The sequence below is a fragment of the Solimonas sp. K1W22B-7 genome (genome assembly GCF_003428335.1).
Taxonomy (GTDB): domain Bacteria; phylum Pseudomonadota; class Gammaproteobacteria; order Nevskiales; family Nevskiaceae; genus Solimonas_A.
Window position 1 is genome coordinate 3,089,240 of record NZ_CP031704.1, and the last position, 20,163, is coordinate 3,109,402.

Annotated in this window: 17 protein-coding genes; 7 read left to right on the forward strand and 10 right to left on the reverse strand. The window is 67.3% G+C overall.

The window, feature by feature from the left end:
* Positions 1–43 precede the first annotated feature (43 nt).
* From D0B54_RS13980 to ilvN, 7 genes are all read right to left on the reverse strand, one after another.
* Complete coding sequence (locus D0B54_RS13980) at positions 44–1,288, reverse strand: MFS transporter (protein WP_162932423.1); 1,245 nt, start codon at positions 1,286–1,288, stop codon at positions 44–46.
* A gap of 31 nt (positions 1,289–1,319) precedes the next feature.
* Positions 1,320–1,787 carry a ribosomal protein S18-alanine N-acetyltransferase gene (gene rimI / locus D0B54_RS13985; RefSeq protein WP_117291911.1) on the reverse strand — a complete coding sequence of 156 codons (468 nt, stop codon included), beginning with the start codon at positions 1,785–1,787 and terminating at the stop codon, positions 1,320–1,322.
* On the reverse strand, positions 1,784–2,587 hold the full coding sequence (locus tag D0B54_RS13990) for a uracil-DNA glycosylase (protein WP_117295243.1): 804 nt from the start codon (positions 2,585–2,587) through the stop codon (positions 1,784–1,786). Before D0B54_RS13990 ends, rimI begins: the two co-directional genes overlap by 4 nt.
* 46 nt (positions 2,588–2,633) lie before the next feature.
* Positions 2,634–4,325 (reverse strand): 2-isopropylmalate synthase, encoded by a 1,692-nt coding sequence (leuA, locus tag D0B54_RS13995; protein WP_117295245.1) that lies wholly within the window; start codon positions 4,323–4,325, stop codon positions 2,634–2,636.
* Positions 4,326–4,609: 284 nt separating this feature from the next.
* Positions 4,610–5,413 carry a CDP-diacylglycerol--serine O-phosphatidyltransferase gene (gene pssA, locus D0B54_RS14000; protein ID WP_117291912.1) on the reverse strand — a complete coding sequence of 268 codons (804 nt, stop codon included), beginning with the start codon at positions 5,411–5,413 and terminating at the stop codon, positions 4,610–4,612.
* Between the two features lie 296 nt (positions 5,414–5,709).
* Entirely contained in the window at positions 5,710–6,726 is a 1,017-nt protein-coding gene (gene ilvC, locus D0B54_RS14005; protein ID WP_117295247.1) for a ketol-acid reductoisomerase, read from the reverse strand.
* Between the two features lie 73 nt (positions 6,727–6,799).
* On the reverse strand, positions 6,800–7,297 hold the full coding sequence (gene ilvN, locus D0B54_RS14010; RefSeq protein WP_117291913.1) for an acetolactate synthase small subunit: 498 nt from the start codon (positions 7,295–7,297) through the stop codon (positions 6,800–6,802).
* A 152-nt stretch (positions 7,298–7,449) separates the two neighbouring features.
* On the opposite strand from ilvN, the gene D0B54_RS14015 reads away from it, so the two are divergent.
* The 5 genes from D0B54_RS14015 (at position 7,450) to D0B54_RS14035 (ending at position 14,585) form a co-directional block, all read left to right on the forward strand.
* Entirely contained in the window at positions 7,450–8,865 is a 1,416-nt protein-coding gene (locus tag D0B54_RS14015) for a hypothetical protein (protein WP_117291914.1), read from the forward strand.
* Positions 8,866–8,952: 87 nt separating this feature from the next.
* On the forward strand, positions 8,953–10,797 hold the full coding sequence (gene ilvB, locus D0B54_RS14020; protein WP_117291915.1) for a biosynthetic-type acetolactate synthase large subunit: 1,845 nt from the start codon (positions 8,953–8,955) through the stop codon (positions 10,795–10,797).
* Between the two features lie 215 nt (positions 10,798–11,012).
* Positions 11,013–11,690 carry a TetR/AcrR family transcriptional regulator gene (locus tag D0B54_RS14025; RefSeq protein WP_162932424.1) on the forward strand — a complete coding sequence of 226 codons (678 nt, stop codon included), beginning with the start codon at positions 11,013–11,015 and terminating at the stop codon, positions 11,688–11,690.
* Complete coding sequence (locus D0B54_RS14030) at positions 11,687–13,360, forward strand: AMP-binding protein (protein WP_117291917.1); 1,674 nt, start codon at positions 11,687–11,689, stop codon at positions 13,358–13,360. The genes D0B54_RS14025 and D0B54_RS14030 overlap by 4 nt, the downstream gene beginning before the upstream one ends.
* Positions 13,361–13,592: 232 nt before the next feature.
* Positions 13,593–14,585, forward strand: a complete 993-nt coding sequence (locus tag D0B54_RS14035; RefSeq protein WP_117291918.1) for an AraC family transcriptional regulator — start codon at positions 13,593–13,595, stop codon at positions 14,583–14,585.
* 48 nt (positions 14,586–14,633) lie between these two features.
* On the opposite strand, the gene D0B54_RS14040 is transcribed toward D0B54_RS14035, so the two are convergent.
* Positions 14,634–15,830, reverse strand: a complete 1,197-nt coding sequence (locus D0B54_RS14040) for an oxygenase MpaB family protein (protein WP_441347440.1) — start codon at positions 15,828–15,830, stop codon at positions 14,634–14,636.
* 209 nt (positions 15,831–16,039) lie between these two features.
* On the opposite strand from D0B54_RS14040, the gene D0B54_RS14045 reads away from it, so the two are divergent.
* Together D0B54_RS14045 and D0B54_RS14050 are read left to right on the forward strand one after the other, a co-directional pair.
* Positions 16,040–16,945, forward strand: a complete 906-nt coding sequence (locus D0B54_RS14045) for a LysR substrate-binding domain-containing protein (RefSeq protein WP_117291920.1) — start codon at positions 16,040–16,042, stop codon at positions 16,943–16,945.
* Positions 16,946–17,036: 91 nt separating this feature from the next.
* Positions 17,037–17,507, forward strand: a complete 471-nt coding sequence (locus D0B54_RS14050) for a hotdog fold domain-containing protein (protein WP_117291921.1) — start codon at positions 17,037–17,039, stop codon at positions 17,505–17,507.
* A gap of 119 nt (positions 17,508–17,626) precedes the next feature.
* On the opposite strand, the gene D0B54_RS14055 is transcribed toward D0B54_RS14050, so the two are convergent.
* Entirely contained in the window at positions 17,627–19,150 is a 1,524-nt protein-coding gene (locus tag D0B54_RS14055) for a sulfite reductase subunit alpha (RefSeq protein ID WP_205527127.1), read from the reverse strand.
* Positions 19,143–20,141, reverse strand: coding sequence for an FAD:protein FMN transferase (locus tag D0B54_RS14060; RefSeq protein WP_117291922.1), 999 nt, complete (start codon positions 20,139–20,141; stop codon positions 19,143–19,145). Before D0B54_RS14060 ends, D0B54_RS14055 begins: the two co-directional genes overlap by 8 nt.
* Positions 20,142–20,163: the final 22 nt, after the last annotated feature.

The window sequence follows — 20,163 nt, forward strand, 5'->3', positions numbered from 1 at the left end:
AACGCAGCGAACCGCATCGTTCGCGTGAAGCTTCGCTACAGAATCAACGGCGCGTCTCCGGTCCTTCCACGCGACTGAGCAGCCACGCGCCGATCACGAAGAACGGCAGCAGCGTGAGGATCGGCAGGCGCTGGTTGTCCACCAGCAGGGCGGTCTGCCCCACCACGATCGGCCCCAGCACGGCGGCGAACTTGCCCAGCATGTTGTAGAAGCCGAAGAACTGGCCGGCCTGGTCGGGCGGGATCAGCTTGGCGTAGTAGGAGCGCGACAGCGACTGGATGCCGCCCTGCACCGTGGCGATGGCCGCGGCCATCCAGTAGAACTGCGCCTCGGTCTGCAGGGTGTAGGCCCAGCAGGTGACGCCGACGTAGATGCCGATGGCGACATAGAGCATGGTCTTGGTGCCGAAGCGGTCCGCCAGCCAGCCGTAGGCCACCGCCGCCGGGAAGCCGAGGAACTGCACCAGCAGCAGCGCCTTGATCAGCGCGCCGGGATCGAAGCCCAGCTTGACGCCGTAGTCCACCGCCATGCGGATGATGGTGTCCACCGCGTCGATGTAGAGCCAGTAGGCACCGAGGAAGTACAGCACCGGCTTCATCGTCAGGATCAGGCGGAAGGTGTCCTTGAGCTGCTGCCAGTCACCGCCCGCCGCCACCGGCTGCGGCTGCTCCGGCACGTTGCGGAACAGCGGCAGCGAGAACAGCAGCCACCAGAAACCCACCATCAGGAAGGACAGCAGGATGGCGTCGGCGCCGCTGGCCAGTCCGAAGGCCTGCGGCTTCTGGAACATGAAGACGTTGAGCGCGAACAGCAGGCCGCCGCCGAGATAGCCCAGGCCATAGCCCAGCGCCGAGGTGCGGTCCATGTCGGCCTGGGAGGAGACGTTGACGATCAGCGAGTCGTAGAACGAGGTGCCGGCGAAAAAGCCGATGGAGGCCAGCGTGAACAGCAGCAGCGCGGTGGTCCAGTCGCCCTTGGCTACCCAGTACATGGCGCCGGTGGACAGGGCACCGAGCAGCGTGGTGGCGAACAGGAAGCACTTCTTGTAGCCGCGGCGGTCGGCAAGGCCGCCCAGCAGCGGCGCCATGATCATCACCACGATGCTGGAGACCGAACTGGCGACGCCCAGCCAGAAGGTGCGCTCGCCCGGCGCCAGGCCGCCGGCCCAGTACTGCGCGAAAAACAGCGGGAAGAAGCCCGCCATCACGGTGGTGGCGAAGGCGGAGTTGGCCCAGTCGTAGAACGCCCAGGAGATCCTCTGCTTGCGGCTGCTCGGCACGCTGACCATCGGACAACCCCGCTGTTCTTGTTCGTTGCGTCTAGACCAGGTCCAGGCCCAGGACCAGCGCATCTTCGCGCCCGCCGTCGGCCGGGTAGTAGCTCTTGCGCAGGCCCAGGCGCTTGAAGCCCTGCTGTTCGTAGAGGCGCTGCGCCGGGCGGTTGGACACGCGCACCTCCAGCAGCACCAGGGTGACGTTGCCGGCGCGCGCCACCATCAGCAGGTGCTTCATCAGGAACTGCGCCAGGCCGCGTCGCTGGTGCTCGGGGCTGACGCAGAGATTCAGGATGTGGGCCTCGCCCACCGCCATGCTCATCAGCGCGTAGGCCAGTACTTCGCCCAGCGTGTTGGTGACCACCCAGGAGCTGTAGCCCACGCGCAGGCAGTCGTGGAAGATGCCTTCGCTCCAGGGAAACGGGTAGGTGCGGTTCTCGATCTCCAGCACCTGCGCCAGGTGCGAGGGATGCATCGGCGCCAGGCGCCACAGCTCCTGCGGTTGAGCACTCATGGCTTGGGATTGAGGAACTGGTGGATCTTCTTCAGATCCTCCCAGCTCTTGGCCTTCTCGCGCGGGCTGCGCAGCAGGTAGGCCGGGTGATAGGTGATGAACAGCGGCGTCTGCTCGGGACCGTAGTGATGCAGCGGCCCGCGCAGGCGCGACAGCGGTGCGTCGCTGTTGAGCAGGCGCTGCGCGGCGATGCGGCCCAGGCCGACGATCAGCCTGGGCTTGACCAGGCGGATCTGCTGCTCGAGATAGGGCCGGCAGGACTCGACCTCGTCGGTCTCCGGGTCGCGGTTGCCGGGCGGGCGGCACTTCACGACGTTGGCGATGTAGGTGTTGTCGCGGCGCGAGTGGCCGATGGCCTTGAGCATCTCGTCCAGCAGCTTGCCGGCACGGCCCACGAAGGGCTGGCCCTGGATGTCCTCGTCGGCACCGGGGCCCTCGCCCACCACCATCAGCGGCGCGCTCTCGATGCCCACGCCGAACACGGTCTGGGTGCGGGTCTGGCAAAGCTTGCACTGCCGGCAGTCCTTGACCACGGCGCGCAGGCCGTCCCAGTCGGCGGGGACTTCGATCAGGGGCTTGCCTGCGGGGGCTTCCGCCGCCACCGGCGCGGGGCGCGGCTTGGGCGGGGCGGCCGGCATCGGCGGCGGGGCCGCCGGGGCAAGGCCTGCGGCGGGAGCCGGCGGCGGCGGCGCTGCCGCCTCCACCACCGCTTCCGCTACCGCAGCCGGAGAACCGGAACGCAGCTGCCAGCGCTCGATTCCGAGCGCATCGAGCACCTGCAGGCGGCGGGGTGAATGCATGGGCCGCATTGTACCCGCGCCGCCAGCCGGCAGGCCTACCCTGAACTCAGGCCGCGCGCTGGGCGGCGGCACGCTGCGCCAGGGCGCGGTTGACGCCCGACAGGATGGCCTTCAGCGAGGCAGTGACGATGTTGGCGTCACGGCCGACGCCGAACAGGGATTTGCCCGTGCCCAGCTTCAGCTCGATGTAGCTCACCGCCGCCGCGTCGGCGCCGGCACCGATGGCGTGCTCGTGGTAGTCCTGCACCGTCACGCGCTCGCCGATCACCTTGGAGATGGCATTGATGAAGGCGTCGATCGGGCCGTTGCCCTGGCCGGCGATGCGCTGCGGCTTGCCGTCCACCGCGATCTCGGTGGACATCTCCACCTGGTCGCGGGTGGAATCTTCCACCAGGTGATGGGCGACGTAGCCGTAGGGCGCCTGGGTTTCCAGGTAGCTGCGGCGGAACACGGACTCGATGTCGGCGGCGGTGACTTCCTTGCCGCTGGCGTCGGTCAGCTCCTGCACGATCTGGCTGAACTCGATCTGCAGGCGGCGCGGCAGCACCAGGCCGTATTCGTGCTCCAGCAGGTAGGCGATGCCGCCCTTGCCGGACTGCGAGTTGACGCGGATCACGGCCTCGTAGGAACGGCCCAGATCCAGCGGGTCGATGGGCAGGTAGGGCATCTCCCAGATGTCTTCTTCCTTGCGCGCCGAGAAGGCCTTCTTGATCGCGTCCTGGTGCGAGCCCGAGAACGAGGTGAAGACCAGGTCGCCGACGTAGGGATGGCGCGGGTGCACCGGCAGCTGGTTGCTGTACTCGACGGTCTTGCGGACCTCGTCGATGTCGGAGAAATCCAGGCCCGGATGCACGCCCTGGGTGTACATGTTCAGCGCCAGGTTGACGATGTCGACGTTGCCGGTGCGCTCGCCGTTGCCGAACAGGCAGCCTTCGATGCGGTCGGCGCCGGCCATCATCGCGAACTCGGCGGCGGCGGTACCGGTGCCGCGGTCGTTATGCGGGTGGACGGACAGGATGATCGCCTCGCGCTTGGCCAGGTTGCGGTGCATCCACTCGATCATGTCGGCGAAGATGTTGGGCGTGGAGTGCTCGACCGTGGACGGCAGGTTGATGATGACCGGCTTTTCCCGGGTGGCACCCAGGGCATCCACCACGGCATCGACCACGCGCTTGGAGAAGTCCAGCTCGGTGCCGGAGAACATCTCGGGCGAGTACTCGAAGACCCACTCCGTTTCCGGTCGCTCGTCGGCCAGTTGGCGGATCAGGCGGGCATGGGCCACGGCCAGTTCGTCCAGCACCTGGTCCTGGCTCAGGTTGAACACCACGCGGCGCATGATCGGCGCCGTGGCGTTGTAGTAGTGCACGATGGCGCGCTTGGCGCCCTTCAGGGCCTCGAAGGTCCGGCGGATCAGCGGCTCGCGCGCAGGGGTCAGCACCTGCACGGTGACGTCGTCCGGGATCAGCTTGTTGTCGATCAGGTGGCGCAGGAAATCGAACTCGGTTTCCGAGGCGCTGGGAAAGCCGACCTCGATCTCCTTGAAGCCGATCTTGATCAGCTGGTTGAACATCGCCAGCTTGCGGTCACGGTTCATCGGCTCGATCAGCGACTGGTTGCCATCGCGCAGGTCGGTGGACAGCCACACCGGCGGGCGCGTGATGACGGCATCGGGCCAGCTACGGTCGCGCAGGTGGACAGGGGCGAAAGGACGATACTTCGTCGCGGGATTCTTCAACATGGTCATGGGGTTACCTCACATGAGGTCCGCAGGGGAATCCTATGGATTCTACTCCCGGCGGCGGGAAATTTGGGTACTTCAGTGGCTTTGCACGGTTTGGGCCCCGTGCGGGCGCGCGCTTTATGTTCTGTCTTACGACAGAAGAAGGAGACTAAGAAGCGCGGGTGCGGCAAACGGCCGTGCGCCCAGGGGCGCAGCGGAGACAGCGAAATGGCCGTTTGTGGAAGACATACCCGGATATTAGAGCATCTACGCCGGCGCTTTCAAACCACCTGTCCGCCTGATCAGGCCGCTGATGCCGGCTTCTTGCGCAGCTTGCGCCACAGCACCACCGCCGGGCCTGACAGGGCGTAGGCGAAGAACAGCATGAACAGGATGCGCGGCGGGTCGATCAGCACCAGGGCCAGCACGCCGACCACCGAGGCGAAGGACAGGAAGCGCAGGCGTGCGTTGAGGTTGAGCTTCTTGAAGCTGTTGTAGCGGAAGCTCGACACCATCGACAGCGCCGTGGCCAGCGTCAGCGGCGCGGCGACGATCAGGGCGTCATGTCCGTCGATGGGCACGTGGCCGGCCACCCAGGCGAACAGCGAGTGGCTGTCGTCCACGCAGCTCCAGACGAAGAAGGTCACCACCGCCGCTGCGGCGGGGCTGGGTACGCCGTAGAAGTCCTTGTTGGAACTGGCAATGGCGGACAGCACGTTGAAGCGCGCCAGGCGCATGGCCGCGCAGGCGGCGTAGGTGAAGGCGATCACCCAGCCCAGCTTGCCGCCGATCCAGCGGTAGTCGGCCAGGCCGTTGAGGGAATAGGCGTAGATCAGGATGGCCGGCGCGATGCCGAAGGCCACCATGTCGCAGAGCGAGTCGAACTCCTTGCCGAAGTCGCTCTGGGTGTTGGTCCAGCGCGCCACGCGACCGTCGAGGCCGTCGGCGATCATGGCGGCGAAGATGCCGTAGACCGCTGCCTCGAAACGCCCGTCCATCGCCATGATGATGGCGTAGAAACCGCCGAACAGGGTTCCGGTGGTGAACAGGTTGGGCAGCAGGTAGATGCCCTTGCGGCGCTTCTTGACCGGCGCACTGTCATCCATTGATCGATCCTCAGGAGATTGGGCCATCTTACTGTTTGGGAAGGGGGAAATCCAAAGCTTGTCTCCTCTCTCCCGTCTGCGGGAGAGAGGCCGGGAGAGAGGGGTTCTGTAAATCGCGACGAGGCTGGCCAAGCCACCATCTACAGAACCCCTCTCTCGGCAACCGCTCCATGCGTTGCCCTACCTCGGGCATCCATGCCCTCGCCCTGCCCCTCTCCCACAAGGGGAGAGGGAACAAAAAAGGGCCGCTTTTCAGCGGCCCTCCGAAGTGCACTACCGCGCTTTCGCGCTTCTTCTTAGTTCTTGCTCTTGTCGACCAGCTTGTTCTTGCCGATCCAGGGCATCATCGCGCGCAGCTGGCCGCCGACCACTTCGATCGGATGCGCGGCGTTGAGGCGGCGCATCGCGGTCATTTCCGGGTAGCCGGTCTGGCCTTCGGCCACGAAGGCCTTGGCGTACTTGCCGGTCTGGATGTCGAGCAGGGCCTGCTTCATGGCCTTGCGCGATTCCTCGTTGATGACCTTGGGGCCGGTCACGTACTCGCCGTACTCGGCGTTGTTCGAGATCGAGTAGTTCATGGTCGCGATGCCGCCTTCGTACATCAGGTCGACGATCAGCTTCAGCTCGTGCAGGCACTCGAAATAGGCCATTTCCGGCGCGTAGCCGGCATCGACCAGCGTCTCGAAGCCGGCCTTGACCAGTTCGACGGCGCCGCCGCAGAGCACGGCCTGCTCACCGAACAGGTCGGTCTCGCACTCGTCCTTGAAGGTCGTCTCGATGATGCCCGAGCGGCCGCCGCCGATGGCGGAGCCGTAGGACAGCGCGATCTTCTTGGCGCTGCCGCTGGCGTCCTGGTAGACGGCGATAAGGTCGGGAATGCCGCCGCCCTTGGTGTACTCGTTGCGGACCGTGTGGCCGGGGGCCTTCGGCGCGACCATGATCACGTCGAGGTCGGCGCGCGGCACGACCTGGTTGTAATGGATCGCGAAGCCGTGGGCGAAGGCCAGCGTCGCGCCCTGCTTGATGTTCGGCTCGATCTCGTTCTTGTACAGCTGCGACTGGAACTCGTCCGGCGTCAGCACCATGACCACGTCGGCCCAGGCGCAGGCTTCCGCCACGCTCTTGACCTTGAGGCCGCCGGCCTCGACCTTCTTGGCGGTGGCCGAACCCGGGCGCAGGGCGACGACGACATCAACGCCGCTGTCCTTGAGGTTCAGCGCGTGGGCATGGCCCTGCGAGCCGTAGCCAACGATGGCGACCTTCTTCGACTGGATGATGGAAAGGTCGGCGTCCTTGTCGTAGTAGACGTTGATGCTCACGGTTTGACTCCAGGGTGCTGAAAAAAGACGCGGCGGCGCCGGCGTCGGATAAGTTGAATGTTCGGGCTCAGGCGGCAGCGACGATCCGGCGGCCGCGGGCCATGGCGGCCAGGCCGCTGCGGTCCACTTCCAGGATGCTGGTGATGCGGCCCAGGCCGGCGACCAGGGCGTCGATCTCCTCGCCGGTGCCGGCGAGCTGGATCATGCGGGTGTCCTCGGTCTCGTCCAGGACCTGGGCGCGGTGCTCGCGCACGCACTCCACCACCTGGCGGGCCGAGTCGGCGTCCACCGCGACCTTGACCATGAGCAGTTCGCACTCGATGTGGTCGGCGCTGGACAGGTCGGAAATCTCGACCACGTCGATCAGCTTGCGGGTCTGCTTGATGATCTGGTCGATGACGCCGTCGCTGCCGGCGGTCACCAGGGTCAGCCGCGAGACCGTGGGATCGTGGGTCGGGGCGACCGAAAGCGAGTCGATGTTGTAACCGCGCGCCGCGAACATGTTGGCCACTCGCGCCAGGGCGCCGGCCTCGTTCTGCAGCAGGATAGTGATGATGTGACGCATAGGGGCGCGCACATTAGCTGTGTCGCCATGCAAAATCAATCTTTTGGGCAGCTTGCGGGGGGCCCGGAAAAGCCTTGGCGGCACCGCGCATGAGTTATTATTCACCCGCCGTTTTCCAAGCTCAAACAATAAACAACAACGGGGAGTTCAGGATGGCCAAGCCCGCCACCATCAAGGCTGCGGTTGCTGTTCTTTTCGTGGTTCTTCTGGCCGCGGTCGGCCTGACGGTCTGGTCCGGAAGCGAAAAGACGCAAATTCTCGGCCCCACGCACCTGGCGCAGGACAGCGAGGGGCGCGTCTGGGTCATCGCCAATTCCACGCTTTACCTGCTGGACGCCGAAGGCGCCCTGCTGCGCCGCTGGACCCGGGGCCAGTTGCCGATCCCGCCGGACTGGTCGGGACTGGCGGCTTACGACCAGGGCCGGGTGCTGATGGGCAGCCTGGGCAGCAGCAAGGTCTACCGCGTGGACGACCAGGGCCGGGTGGAAACCATCATCGACCCGGCCGCGACCTCCGCGGGACGCTTCTTCAGCGTGTACAGCCTGGCCTGGGACCCGGTATCCGGGCGCATCCTGGTGAGCGACACCAGCAACCATCGCCTGCTGGCCTTCGACGCCTCCGGCAGCCTGCTGTCGCAGGCAGGCGGCAGCCAGGGCGGCCCCTACAACTACCCCAATGCCCTCGGGATGGCGCCGGACGGGCGCCTCTTCGTGGCCAACACCAATCATCATCGTGTGGACTGGCTGAGCCCTGCCCTGTCGCCGGGCGAACCCCTGGCGCTCCACGACCGGGGCCGCATGCGCTGCTGCTCCTGGTCCATGGCGGCCGCAGTCGCGCCGGGCGGGCAGCGTTATGCCAGCTTCCTGGACAACGGCATGTCCGCCGGCCAGGTCTACCAGTTCGATTCCGAAGGGGTGATGCTCTACGAGCTGTCCCTGCCGAACCCGCGTCCCTGGGTCACCTCGCTGCTGGCGCGCCGCAGCGACCTGCTGCTGGCCGACACCAGTGCCGAGGGCTTCCGCATCCACCACTTCAACCACACGCCGCGCCTGCTGGGCGAATTCGGCGACGCCGCGTTCCGCCAGCAAATGGGCCAGGCCCGGGAGCAGCGCCAGTCCTACGCGCGGCTGCAGAAGCTGGGGCAAGGGCTCGCCCTGCTGTCCGGCGTCGGCCTGCTGCTGGGGGCGCTGCTGCTGCGTCGGGCCGAGGCCATGGCCGCGACGGGCGGCGGCGATGACAACGACGCCATGCAGCGGACCCAGGCCATCGAACCGTATCCGCCGCGGCGCTTCGAGGACGGCCTTGCCGCCAACCGCCAGGCGCTGATGCTGGGCCTGCTGTTTCCGGGCCTGGGGCAGTTCCGGCAGCGGCGCCTGACACCCGGCATCGCCTTTCTGGTCGCCGGCCTGGGTTTCGGCTGGAACGGCTTCATGGTCCTGTACACGGTGCTGACCCGCACCGCCGAGGTAGACCCGAAGCTCCTCTACGGCAGCCTGATGGTGGTGATCCTGGTATGGGTGGCGAGCCTCGTCGATACGGCCCGCAACGCCCCGGCCGCGGACGCCTGAGCGGCCCGGAGTGGCCGCCCGGCCCTCCCGGAGGCGGGCCTGCGCATGTTATAAAGAGCGCTTGTCTTTTTTAGCTGCTGAATGCCCATGAATGCCGTGCTGAAACCTGCTGTCCACCCCCTTGCCGGCAAGACCATGACCGGCGCGGAAATCGTCGTCCAGCTGCTGGCGGACGAGGGTACCGGCGCGGTATTCGGCTACAGCGGCGGTGCCATCCTGCCGACCTACGACGCCATCTTCCGCTTCAACCGCGAAAACCGCGCCGACAACGGCGCGGAGAAGATGCCGCTGATCGTGCCCGCCAACGAGCAGGCCGCCGGCTTCATGGCGGCCGGCTATGCCCGCGCCTCCGGCAAGGTCGGCGTCTGCCTGGTGACCTCCGGCCCCGGCGCCACCAACACCGTGACCCCGGTGCGCGACTGCATGGCGGATTCGATCCCCATCGTGGTGCTCTGCGGCCAGGTGCCGACCCATGCGGTGGGCACCGACGCCTTCCAGGAAGCCCCGATCAGCACGATCATGGGCTCGGCCGCCAAGCACGTGTTCCTGGTGACCGACCCGAGCAAGCTCGAGGCCACGGTCCGTACCGCCTTCGAGATCGCCCGCACCGGCCGCCCCGGCCCGGTGGTGGTGGACATCCCCAAGGACGTGCAGAACTGGAGCGGCACGTTCAAGGGTGAAGGCGTGCTGCCGATCCCGGGCTATCGCGCTCGCCTCAAGCAGGTCTACGACAACCGCCTCTCGACCGAGCAGGTGGCCAAGCTCCACGAGATGCTCAAGGCATCGAAGCGCCCGCTGATCTACGCCGGCGGCGGCGTGATCCATGGCGAAGCCTCGGCCTCGCTGCGCAGCTTCGCCAAGGCCTTCGGCATCCCGGTGACCACCACCCTGATGGGCATCGGCGCGTATGACACCACCGACCCGCTGGCGCTGGAAATGCTGGGCATGCATGGCACCGCCTTCGCCAACTACGCCACCGACGACTGCGACTTCCTGATCGCCGTGGGCGCGCGCTTCGACGACCGCGTCGCCGGTGTGCCGTCCAAGTTCGCGCCGAGTGCCAAGGGCATCGCGCACTTCGACATCGATCCCTCCGAGATCAACAAGGTCAAGCGCGTCAGCTGGCACCACGTGGGCGAGCTGAACAACGCCCTGGGCCGCGTCGAGGCCTACCTGAACGAGCAGGGCTTCCGCCCCGACTACAGCGCCTGGCACGCCCACATCGCCGAGCTGAAGCAGAAGCACCCGATGAACTACGAGCGCGGCGGCGACCATATCCAGCCGCACGCCGTGATCGAGGAAATCAACAAGATCACCCAGGGCGAGGCGATCGTCGCCACCGGCGTCGGCCAGCACCAGATGTGGGCGGCGCAGTACTTCGACTTCAAGCACCCGCGCCTGTGGCTGACCTCGGGCTCCATGGGCACCATGGGCTTCGGCCTGCCGGCGGCCCTGGGCGCGCAGTTCGCCTGCCCGGACAAGATCGTGATCGACATCGACGGCGACGCCTCGATCCGCATGAACCTGGGCGAGCTGGAAACCGCCACCACCTACAGCGCCCCGGTGAAGGTGGTCGTGCTGAACAACTTCGGCGACGGCATGGTGAAGCAGTGGCAGCGCCTGTTCTTCGACAGCCGCTACGCCGGCTCCGACAAGAGCCTGCACCAAAAGGACTTCATCAAGGCCGCCGAGGCCGACGGCTACCGCTTTGCGGTGCGCGTCAGCAGCAAGGCCGACCTGCCGCGCGTGGTCAAGGACTTCATCGAGTTCAAGGGCCCGGCCTTCCTGGAAGTCATCATCGACCCGATGGCCTCGGTCTACCCGATGGTGGGCCCGGGCATGTCCTACGAGCAGATGATCACCGGCGACTGGATTGCCTCGCGCAGCGCCGCCCCGGTTTCGGATGACGTCAAGAACACCCAGATGTTCTGAGGATGTGAATAAACCTGCTGCGCGGCCCGATCTTGCATCTCCGGTGCTCACCGTACTGCTGTACGGCTCCGCTCCTCGAAGCAACCTCGGGCCGCTCGACACGGTTTCTTCACACCCTCTGAGCGCTTAGGGGACCAAAACGGCCTCTTCGGAAACGAACGGTCCAGAACACCCCCGGCGCGGCTATGATGGGTCCCCATGAGCCCCGCCCAGCCATGAACGACGCCCTGGACCCGCTTGCCGTCGCCCGACAGCCCACGCAGCAGCGTGCGCGGGACCGTTTCGACCGCATCCTGGCCGAGGCCGAAGCCCTGCTGCTGGAGGCCGGCCTGTCCGGCTTTTCCGTGCCGGTGCTGGCCGAGCGCCTGGACTACACCCGCGGCAGCATCTACGCCTACTTCCCCACCCCCTACGCCATCCTCAACGAACTGGTGGCGCGCTACCTGGTGGAGATCGAGTCGCAGTTCCGCGCCCGCGCCGACGAACTGCGAGGCATGACGCTGCGCGAGGCCATCGCAGCCGTGGTGGACCACTCCGTGAGCTTCTACGAGGCCAACCCGGTGGCGCGCCTGCTGATCCTGGGTGGCGCCGTCACCGACGACAGCTTCCGCGCCCAGGAGATGACCATCAAGCACCTGGGCGACCTGGGCCGCGCGGTCTGGACCCAGAAGGGCGTCAGGCTGCCCAACGGTCCCCCGGACGTGACGACGCTGTCGGTGGACATCGCCACCGCCTGCTTCCGTCGCTCCTTCTTCGAACACGGATCGATCACGCCGGCCTACCGCGATGCCGCGGTGGCCGCGATGATGAATTTCCTGCTGCCGTACGTCGACACGACGCCGGCCCCCGCTGTTGCCGCCAGAACTAAAAGCAAGCCGAGGAGAAAAACATGACGACCGACGACCGCACGCCGCTCGCCTGCCTGTATCACTGGGAGAAGACCACTCCCGACACGATCCACCTGACGCAGCCCGTGGGCGGCGGCAAGGTGGTGGATTACCGCTGGAACGAACTGATGGACGAGGTGCGGCGCATGGCCGCGCACCTGCAGTCGCTGAACCTGCCGCCGCGCAGCCAGGTGGCGATCCTCGCCAAGAACACCGCGCACTGGATGATGGCCGACTGGGCGATCCTGATGGCCGGCCACGTCAGCGTGCCGCTGTATCCCACGCTCAACGCCGAGACCGTGCGCTACATCCTGGACCACAGCGAGTCGAAGCTGCTGTTCATCGGCAAGCTCGACGAGTGGGAGCAGATGAAGTCCGGCGTGCCGGCCGGCATGCCCAGCATCACGCTGCCGCTGGCGCCCGAGGGCGCACCGGGCGAGAAGTGGGAAGACATCATCGCCAGGACCGCGCCGCTGCAGGGCAACCCCGACCGCGCGCTCGACGAGATGGCCACCATCGTCTACACCTCGGGCAGCACCGGCCAGCCCAAGGGCGTGATGCAGACCTTCCGCTCCTTCAACGTCTGCGGCACGATGATGCACGACGTCATCCCGGCCAACTCCAGCGACCGCATGCTGTCCTACCTGCCGCTGGCGCACGTCGCCGAGCGCCTGGTGGTGCAGAACAGCTCCACCTACCACGGCTTCCGCGTGTTCTTCGCCGAGTCGCTGAATACCTTCGTGCAGGACCTGCGCCGCGCGCGGCCGACGATCTTCTTCTCGGTGCCGCGCCTGTGGACCAAGTTCCAGCTCGGCGTACTCGACAAGCTGCCGCTGAAGAAGCAGAAGCTGCTGTTCAGCATCCCCTTCGTGGGCAAGAAGCTGAAGTACAAGATCCTCGAGCAGCTCGGCCTGCAGGACGTGCGCGTGGCCTTCACCGGCGCCGCGCCGCTGCCGCCGCCGACCGTGGCCTGGTATCGCAGCCTGGGCCTGGAGCTGCTGGAGGCCTACGGCATGAGTGAGAACTTCGCCTACTCGCATTTCACCCGCCCGGGTAGTGCACGCGTCGGCTACGTGGGCCCGACCAACCTCGGAGTGTCCTGCCGCATCGGCGACAACGGCGAAATCCTGGTGAAGAGCCCGGCGCAGATGCTGGGCTACTACAAGGAGCCCGAGAAGTCCGCCGAGTGCTATACCGACGACGGCTTCTTCAAGACCGGCGACATGGGCGAGATCGACGAGCAGGGCCGCCTGCGCATCACCGGCCGCGTCAAGGAACTGTTCAAGACCAGCAAGGGCAAGTACGTGGCCCCGGTACCGATCGAGAACAAGATCGGCGCGCATCCGAAGATCGAGGCCGTGTGCATCGGCGGCGCCAACCAGCCGGCGACCTTCGCCCTGGTGCTGCTGTCGGAAGACGCGCGCAAGCACGTTGCCGCCGGCGGCGACCGCGCGGCGATCGGCACGGAACTGACTTCGCTGATGGACCAGGTCAACGAAACCCTGGACCCGCACGAGCAGATCCAGTTCGCGGTGGTGGTGAAGGACATCTGGAACATCGACAACGGCTTCCTCACCCCGACCATGAAGATTCGCCGCAACATCATCGAGAAGCGCTACGAGCCGAACGTCGACCAATGGTTCGACTCGCGCAAGAGCGTGATCTGGGAAAGCTGACCTTAGCTGCTTGAATCAGGCCCGGCCTCGCCTTGCGACGCCGGGCCTTTTCGTTTCCGCACCCCGATTTGCAGGAGCGAGCTTGCTCGCGACCCGGTGGATTCGTCACCCGATCTGGCCTGTCGCGAGCAAGCTCGCTCCTACATATCCGGGCGTTCAGGTTCTGGACTTCGCCACCCAGACTGTTATATTGACAAAAGTCAAATAACGGCCACACGCGGGGAGAGACGCGATGTCAGGCTACTTCCTGCCCAGCTACACGCTCAGGGGCGCGGCCGAGCTGATCACCGAACTCGGCGGCAATCCCGCGGCCGTGGCCCGGCAGGCGGCGGTTCCCGAGGCCGCGTTACGCCGGCCTGACATTCCCCTGCCCGCCCGGTCGATCGGCGCCTTCTTCGAGCAGTCTGCCGCGACCTGCGACTGCCGGACCTTCGGCCTGCGCATGTCGGAGCGCAGCAGCATGGCGGTGCTGGGCGCGCTGTGGGTGCTGTTGCGCAATGCCGGCACGGTACGGCAGATGCTGGAGGACTTCGCGGCGAACTATGCGCTGTTCACCAGCGCGGCCACCGTCTCGCTGCGCCGCTCGGGCAGCGGCCTGTTCGTCTGCTGGGACCCGGCGATCGTGCCGGCCCGCGGCAGCCTGCAGTCAGTGGAGTACGTGCTGGCGGTGATCTGCAGCGAACTGCGCGGCTTCTGCCCGCCGGGCTGGCAGCCGGCCGGCGCGCTATTCCGCCACGCAGCGCCCATGCAGCTCGACGATCACCAGCGCATCTTCGGGCCGCAGTTGCAGTTCAACCAGGACTGCAATGCGCTCTACCTGGAGCGCGACACGCTGGAGCTGCCGGTCAACCTGCGCGGCAGCGGCGCGCGACGCATGGCCACGGCGGCACTGCGCCTGGAGGGCGGATCGCCGGACCGTGCAGCGACGGTGCGTGTGGAGGGCATCGTGCGCGCGCTGCTGGCCTTCGCGCCCTGCACGCTGGAAGACGTCAGCCGCATCCTGGGCCTGGCGCCGCGCACGCTGCAGGACCACCTCAATGCCGACGGGCACTCCTTCAAGCAGATCAAGGACGCGGTACGCGCCGACCTGGCGCTGAAGTACGTGCGGGAGTCGGCCCTGAGCCTGTCGGAGATCGCCGAGATTCTCGGCTATGCCGAGCTGAGCACTTTCAGCCGCTCGTTCCGTCGCTGGCATGGCCAGACGGCGACCACCCTGCGCGCCTGAACCCAAGCCGGCACCCCAACGGGAAAAGGCCCCGAAGGGCCTTTTCCGTCAGGAGTAGTTGGGATTGTTGAAGTTCGGAATCTCGATACTGATGGTCTGGCCCTCGGCCAGGTACCACAGGGCTCCCTGCCGGAGAATCTCGTCGAACGCCCAGTAGAACGGGTTCGAGCCTGGGACGTAGAGCCCGGCCTCCTTCATCCTCACGAAGTAAGGCCAGGCCGCCGCAAGCATCTGGTCCTGCCCCGGATGGCGCGGGATGTTCAGCCAGCCGGCGATCTGGTCGCCGAGGAAGTAGCGCGTCAGCGACTCCAGCAAGGGCCGGCTGAACGCGCCGCCGTCGGTTTCGGCGGCGAGATCCAGCAGCATCTGCGCCAGCTGGATGCCTTCCGGCGTCGGCGCCAGCACGGGGTCGAGGATTTCCGGCGCCTGCGCATCGGCCGCCTCCCAGGTGGCGGGGATGTACTCGTCGCGGACACCGAGCAGGTGTGCCGCGATCTGCCAGGAATGCAGGAAGGCATCGGCCTCCGCGGCCGGCACCTTCACGCCCCACTTCTTCAGCGAGCGCATCACCGAGGTCGGCAGGCTGTGCCAGGTCACCAGGATGTCGCGCTGGCTGATCGGCTTGGGCTGGTCGGCGCCGCCGCGCCAGTGCGGCGACTGCGGCAGCAGGTGCCGCACGCCGGCATGCGCGAGGCGGGTCTTCACCGCGGTGACGATCATCTCGCCGTTGGGGTCGTGGAAGCCGCCCAGGGAGCCGATGTCATAGCCGAACCTCGCGGTGCGCGAGATGCGGCGCTTCATGTCGGCGCCGCCCTTGGAGTAGTAGACAGCGCGCGCCTCGTGGGGGATGACCGTGCTCATCATGCCGCTGACGAAGCCGTAGGCCGCACCCAGGTAGGTGCCGCGCTTCTTGTTGAACTCGACCGCGGTCTTGAGCTTGCTGATGTCCGCCCAGGCAGGCAGCTGGCGGGCCCGCTCGATGAACTGGTGCAGGTAGGTCGGAAGACCCGAGGGCAGTGCCTGCCCGTTCTTGGTCCAGCCGCGCAGCAGCGCGTTGACCGCCGGCACCTCGCCGCTGTCGATCAGCGCCGCCACCACGGGGTCTGCCTCGTCGTCCCAGGCCAGCCAGGGCGGCGTGGTGCCACCGATGCCTGCCACCGACTGGGTTCCGGCCCAGGACCATCTCGGGATGCACAAGCCGGCTCCCAGCGCCGCGCCTGCACCGATAAACCCGCGCCGGCTCATCCTGCCGACAGACGACTCTGACTCGCTCATGATTCCCCTCTCCTTTCACCGTTTATTTGGCAGTTATTGGCCAGGCCCGGAACTCGCGGCGGCGACTTGGGCCGACCGTCCATCCGATGCCACTGGACGCATCTTTGCGGCCCTTGAGGGGCACCACTTGTCTTTAAGCGCGGCTGGCTTGGCTTCAGGCGCGGCTACAATCGGCCGTGATGAAGTTCCGCCGCCTGCCACCGCTCCATACCCTGGAGGCCTTCGAGGCCTCGGCGCGGCAGCTGTCGTTCAAGCTGGCGGCACAGGAGCTGCACCTGACGCCCTCGGCGATCAGCCACCAGATCAAGGCACTGGAAAGCTTTCTCGGCTTTCCACTGTTCCGCCGCGGCAACCGCTCGCTGGAACTGTCGGACGGCGGCAAGGCGTATCTCACTGTGGTACGCGACACGCTGCAGCGCCTGCGCGAAGGCAGCCAGCGCGTGGCGCAGCGTCATGCGCGCGCCAGCCTCAAGGTCAGCATGGGCCCGTTCCTGGCCAGCGAAATCATCCTGCCGGCCCTGCCCTCGTTCCAGCAGATGCACCCGGACATCGACGTGCGCCTCGACACCCACCTGCGGCCGGTGGACCTGCTGCACGAAGATCTCGACATCGCACTGCGCTTCGGCGACGGCCACTGGCCGCAACTGACGGCCGAGCACCTGCTGACGGTCTGGGTGGTGCCGGTCTGCACGCCGGCCCTCGCGCGCGTCCTGCGCAAGCACGGCCCCGAGAACCTGGGCGAGGTGGCCCTGATCCACTCCACGCCGATGCCCGAGGGCTGGGCGCTGTGGGCGAAGGCGGCGCAGCAGACCCTGGGCCGGCCCAAGGGCGACATCTGGCTGGACAGCTACCTGGCGATCCTGCGCGCCGCCGAGCAGGGCCTGGGCCTGGCGCTGGGCATGCTGCCGATGGTGGAACCCTTGCTGCAGCGTCGCCGGCTGGCCACACCCTGGCCACAGCTGAAGATGCAGATTCCGCAGGGCTACTACCTGCTGCACCGCGCCAGCGACAGCGACCGGCCGGAGGTGATCGCCTTCCGCGACTGGCTGCGCGGCCTGATGGCCGACGGCAGGGTTTTCAAGTGAACTGAGTTCACTCGAAACGCCTCCGGAATTCGTTTGTCGGGGCCGGCGGCGGCAGCCTAGTCTGCCGGTCATCAGCTTCCGGAGCCTTTCGATGACCCAGCTTGCCCACACCTTCGCCCGCCTGCGCCGCTATCCCCTGGGCCGCAGCGTCTTCTCGCGCGCCGTCACCTGGCGCGCACCCTACTTCGCGTCGATCTCGCCGACCTTCCGTGAATTGCAGCCGGGCCTGGCGGAAGTGTTCATCCGCAACCAGCGCAAGGTGCACAACCACCTGGGCTCGGTGAACGCCATCGCCATGTGCGCGATGGCCGAACTGGCTGCGGGCACGATGATGGAAACTTCCCTGCCCCGCGGCCTGCGCTGGATCCCGCGCGGCATGACGGTGCGCTACGTCAAGCAGGGCAGTAGCGATCTGGTTGCACGTGCGGAGTTGCCGCAGCCGCTGGCCGACGATTTCCAGGGAGATATCGTCGTGCCGGTGCGGGTGCGCAATGACGCGCAGGAGATCGTGATGGAGGCGGATATCGCGATGTACATCTCGGCGCGCAAGGCGAAGAGCTGACGCTTGCTGCCCACCCGATGATCTGGAGAACTGCGCTCTTTCGCCCTGTAGGGTGCGCACCGCGCACCATCGACACCAGGAGGAGAGCCCCGCGTGCGCAATGCGCACCCTACCTGGGCTCAGTACACGTCGCGCCGATACCGTCCCTCTTCCAGCATCCGCTCCACCGTCTCCGCGCCGAGCACATCGGTGAGCGCACGCCCCACCGCCGGCGCCATGCCCTCCAGGCTGCCGCAGACGTAGACCGCGGCGCCATCCTTCACCCAGGCCTGCAGTGCATCGGCGGCGGCGTAGAGCCGGTCCTGCACGTAGACGCGCTGTTCCTGGTCACGCGAGAACACGACGTCGAGACGTTCGAGGTAACCCGCCTTCTGCCAGGCCTCGAGTTCGTCGCGATGGAAGTAGTCATGCGCGCGGCTGCGCTCGCCGAACAGCAGCCAGTTGCGCTTGTGGCCGGCGGCAACGCGGGCCTTGAGCTGGGCACGCAGGCCGGCCAGGCCCGTGCCGTTGCCGACCAGGATCAGTGGACGCGCATCCGGCGGCGGCTGGAAGCCGGGGTTCTCGCGGATGCGCAGCGCCACCTCGTCGCCCACCGCGGCGTACTCGGTGAGCCAGCCGGAACCCAGGCCCAGGCTGCCATCGGACTGGCGCATCTGGCGCAGCAGCAGCTCCAGGCGGCCGTCGGCGGGAATCGAGGCGATGCTGTACTCGCGATGCGGCAGCGAATGGAGCCGCTGTGCCAGCTGTTCCGGCGTGACGCCGCGCAGTTCGGCAAGATCGCGCGGCAGCAGGCTGCGCGCCAGCCAGGACGAGAGCGCCTCGCCCTCGGGCATCGGCGTGGCGGACGGCAGGCCGATCTCGCGCAGCGCATCGGCGACGCGCTGGGTGGCATTGCGCGGGCCGATCTCGGCGATGTCGCCGGCGCGCCACTGCGGGATGCCCTGCAGCGGCTCCAGCGCGAGATGGAAGGCCGGGCCGCCGAGGCTGCCGGGATTGAGCAGGCGGCGCCCGACCAGGCGCCAGCGCTGGTACTCGGGCGCGCTCCAGTCGGGCAGCGGTGCGCCGCCGCCGAGCAATTCCAGATGATGCTGCCAGTGGCGCAGCGCACCTTCGTCGGCGTTGTCGACTTCCACCGCATCGAACAAGGGCTGCGCGCCCTGCTTGCGCAGCCAGCGGTCCAGCTCGTGGCCGAAGCCGCAGTAGTGTCGGTACTCGCGATCGCCCAGCGCCAGCAGGCCGTAGTGCAGGCCCTGCATGTCGGCACTGCCGCGCATGACCTTGCGCACGAAGGGGATCGAGGTGTCCGGCGGATCGCCCTCGCCGGTGGTGCTGGTCACGAACAGCACGCGGCCGGCGGCCTGCAGCGTGGCGGTGGTCACCTCGCCCAGCGACTGCAGGCGCACCGCGGCGCCGGAGGCCTGCAGCGACTGCGCGGTCTGCATGGCGATGCGCTGCGCGAAGCCGGTCTGGCTGGCGTAGGCGACCAGGATGGGACTGCTGCCGGCAGTGATCGGCAACAGCAGGCGGCGCTGCTGGCGGCGCCGCGCCCAGGCGATGAACACACAGAGCAGCAGCCAGGCCAGAACCACGGTGCCGGCGCGCAGCAGGCGCTGGCTTTCGGCGCTGGCAAGCCAATCAGTCACTGGCCAGGGCCTCGAACGCCGGGGTCAGTCGCTCCTCGAAACCCTGCGCCGTGCGCAGCACGAACTGCGCGGCGAAATTGCGCTGCTCCGCGAACTCGTAGGCCTCGTCGGGCGACAGCACGCCGAGCACCGTGGCCAGGGCGTCCGCCTGCATGCACTCGGGGTGCAGCACGGTGACCGAGGCCAGCGCATGCGTCACCGGCCAGCCGCTGCGCGGATCCAGCGTGTGGGCATAGCGGTGGCCATGCCATTCGAAGTAACGGCGGTAGTCGCCGGAGGTGGCCACGGACAGGCCATGCAGGGCCAGCACCGTGCGCGGCAGTTCCTCGCCGACGCGCTCCAGTTCCACCCACCAGGGCTGGCCGTCGGGCTTGCAACCCTGGCCGCGCAACTCGCCGCCGACCTCCACCAGCCAGTGGTCGACGCCGGCACGGCCGAGATAGCGCGCCACCTGGTCCACGGCATAGCCCTTGGCGATGGAAGAAAAATCCAGCTGCAGGCCGCCGGGCTGCAGCAGCTTCTGGCCGCCTTCATCCCGTTGCAGGCGGCGCCAGCCGACGCGCGCACGCGCCGCTTCGATCTCATGCGGGCCGGGCGGCGCATCGCGGGACTGCAGGGGGCCGAAGCCCCAGGCATCGACCAGCGGGCCGATGCTGGGATCGAAGGCGCCGTCGCTGGCCAATGCATATTCCAGCGAGGCTTCGAGCACCTCCATGAACTCGCCCGGCAGGCGGTGCCAGGTTCCGGCGGCCGCGGCGTTGTAGCGGCACAGATCGGAGTCCGGCTCCCAGTGGCTCATCTGTGCCACCACGCGGTCCAGCTCCTGCTGCACGCCCGCGCCGAGCCAGTTCAGGTCCGCCGCCGGTGCGATCACGCAGACCGACCAGGTGGTGCCCATGGTCCGGCCCTTCATCGCGTGCAGGCTCCCTCCGTCCGGGTGGGCCGGCAGCGATGAGGGGTTGAGGCCGTGGGGGACGAGGACGCGGTTCATGCTGAGCAGGTGAGGATGGAGT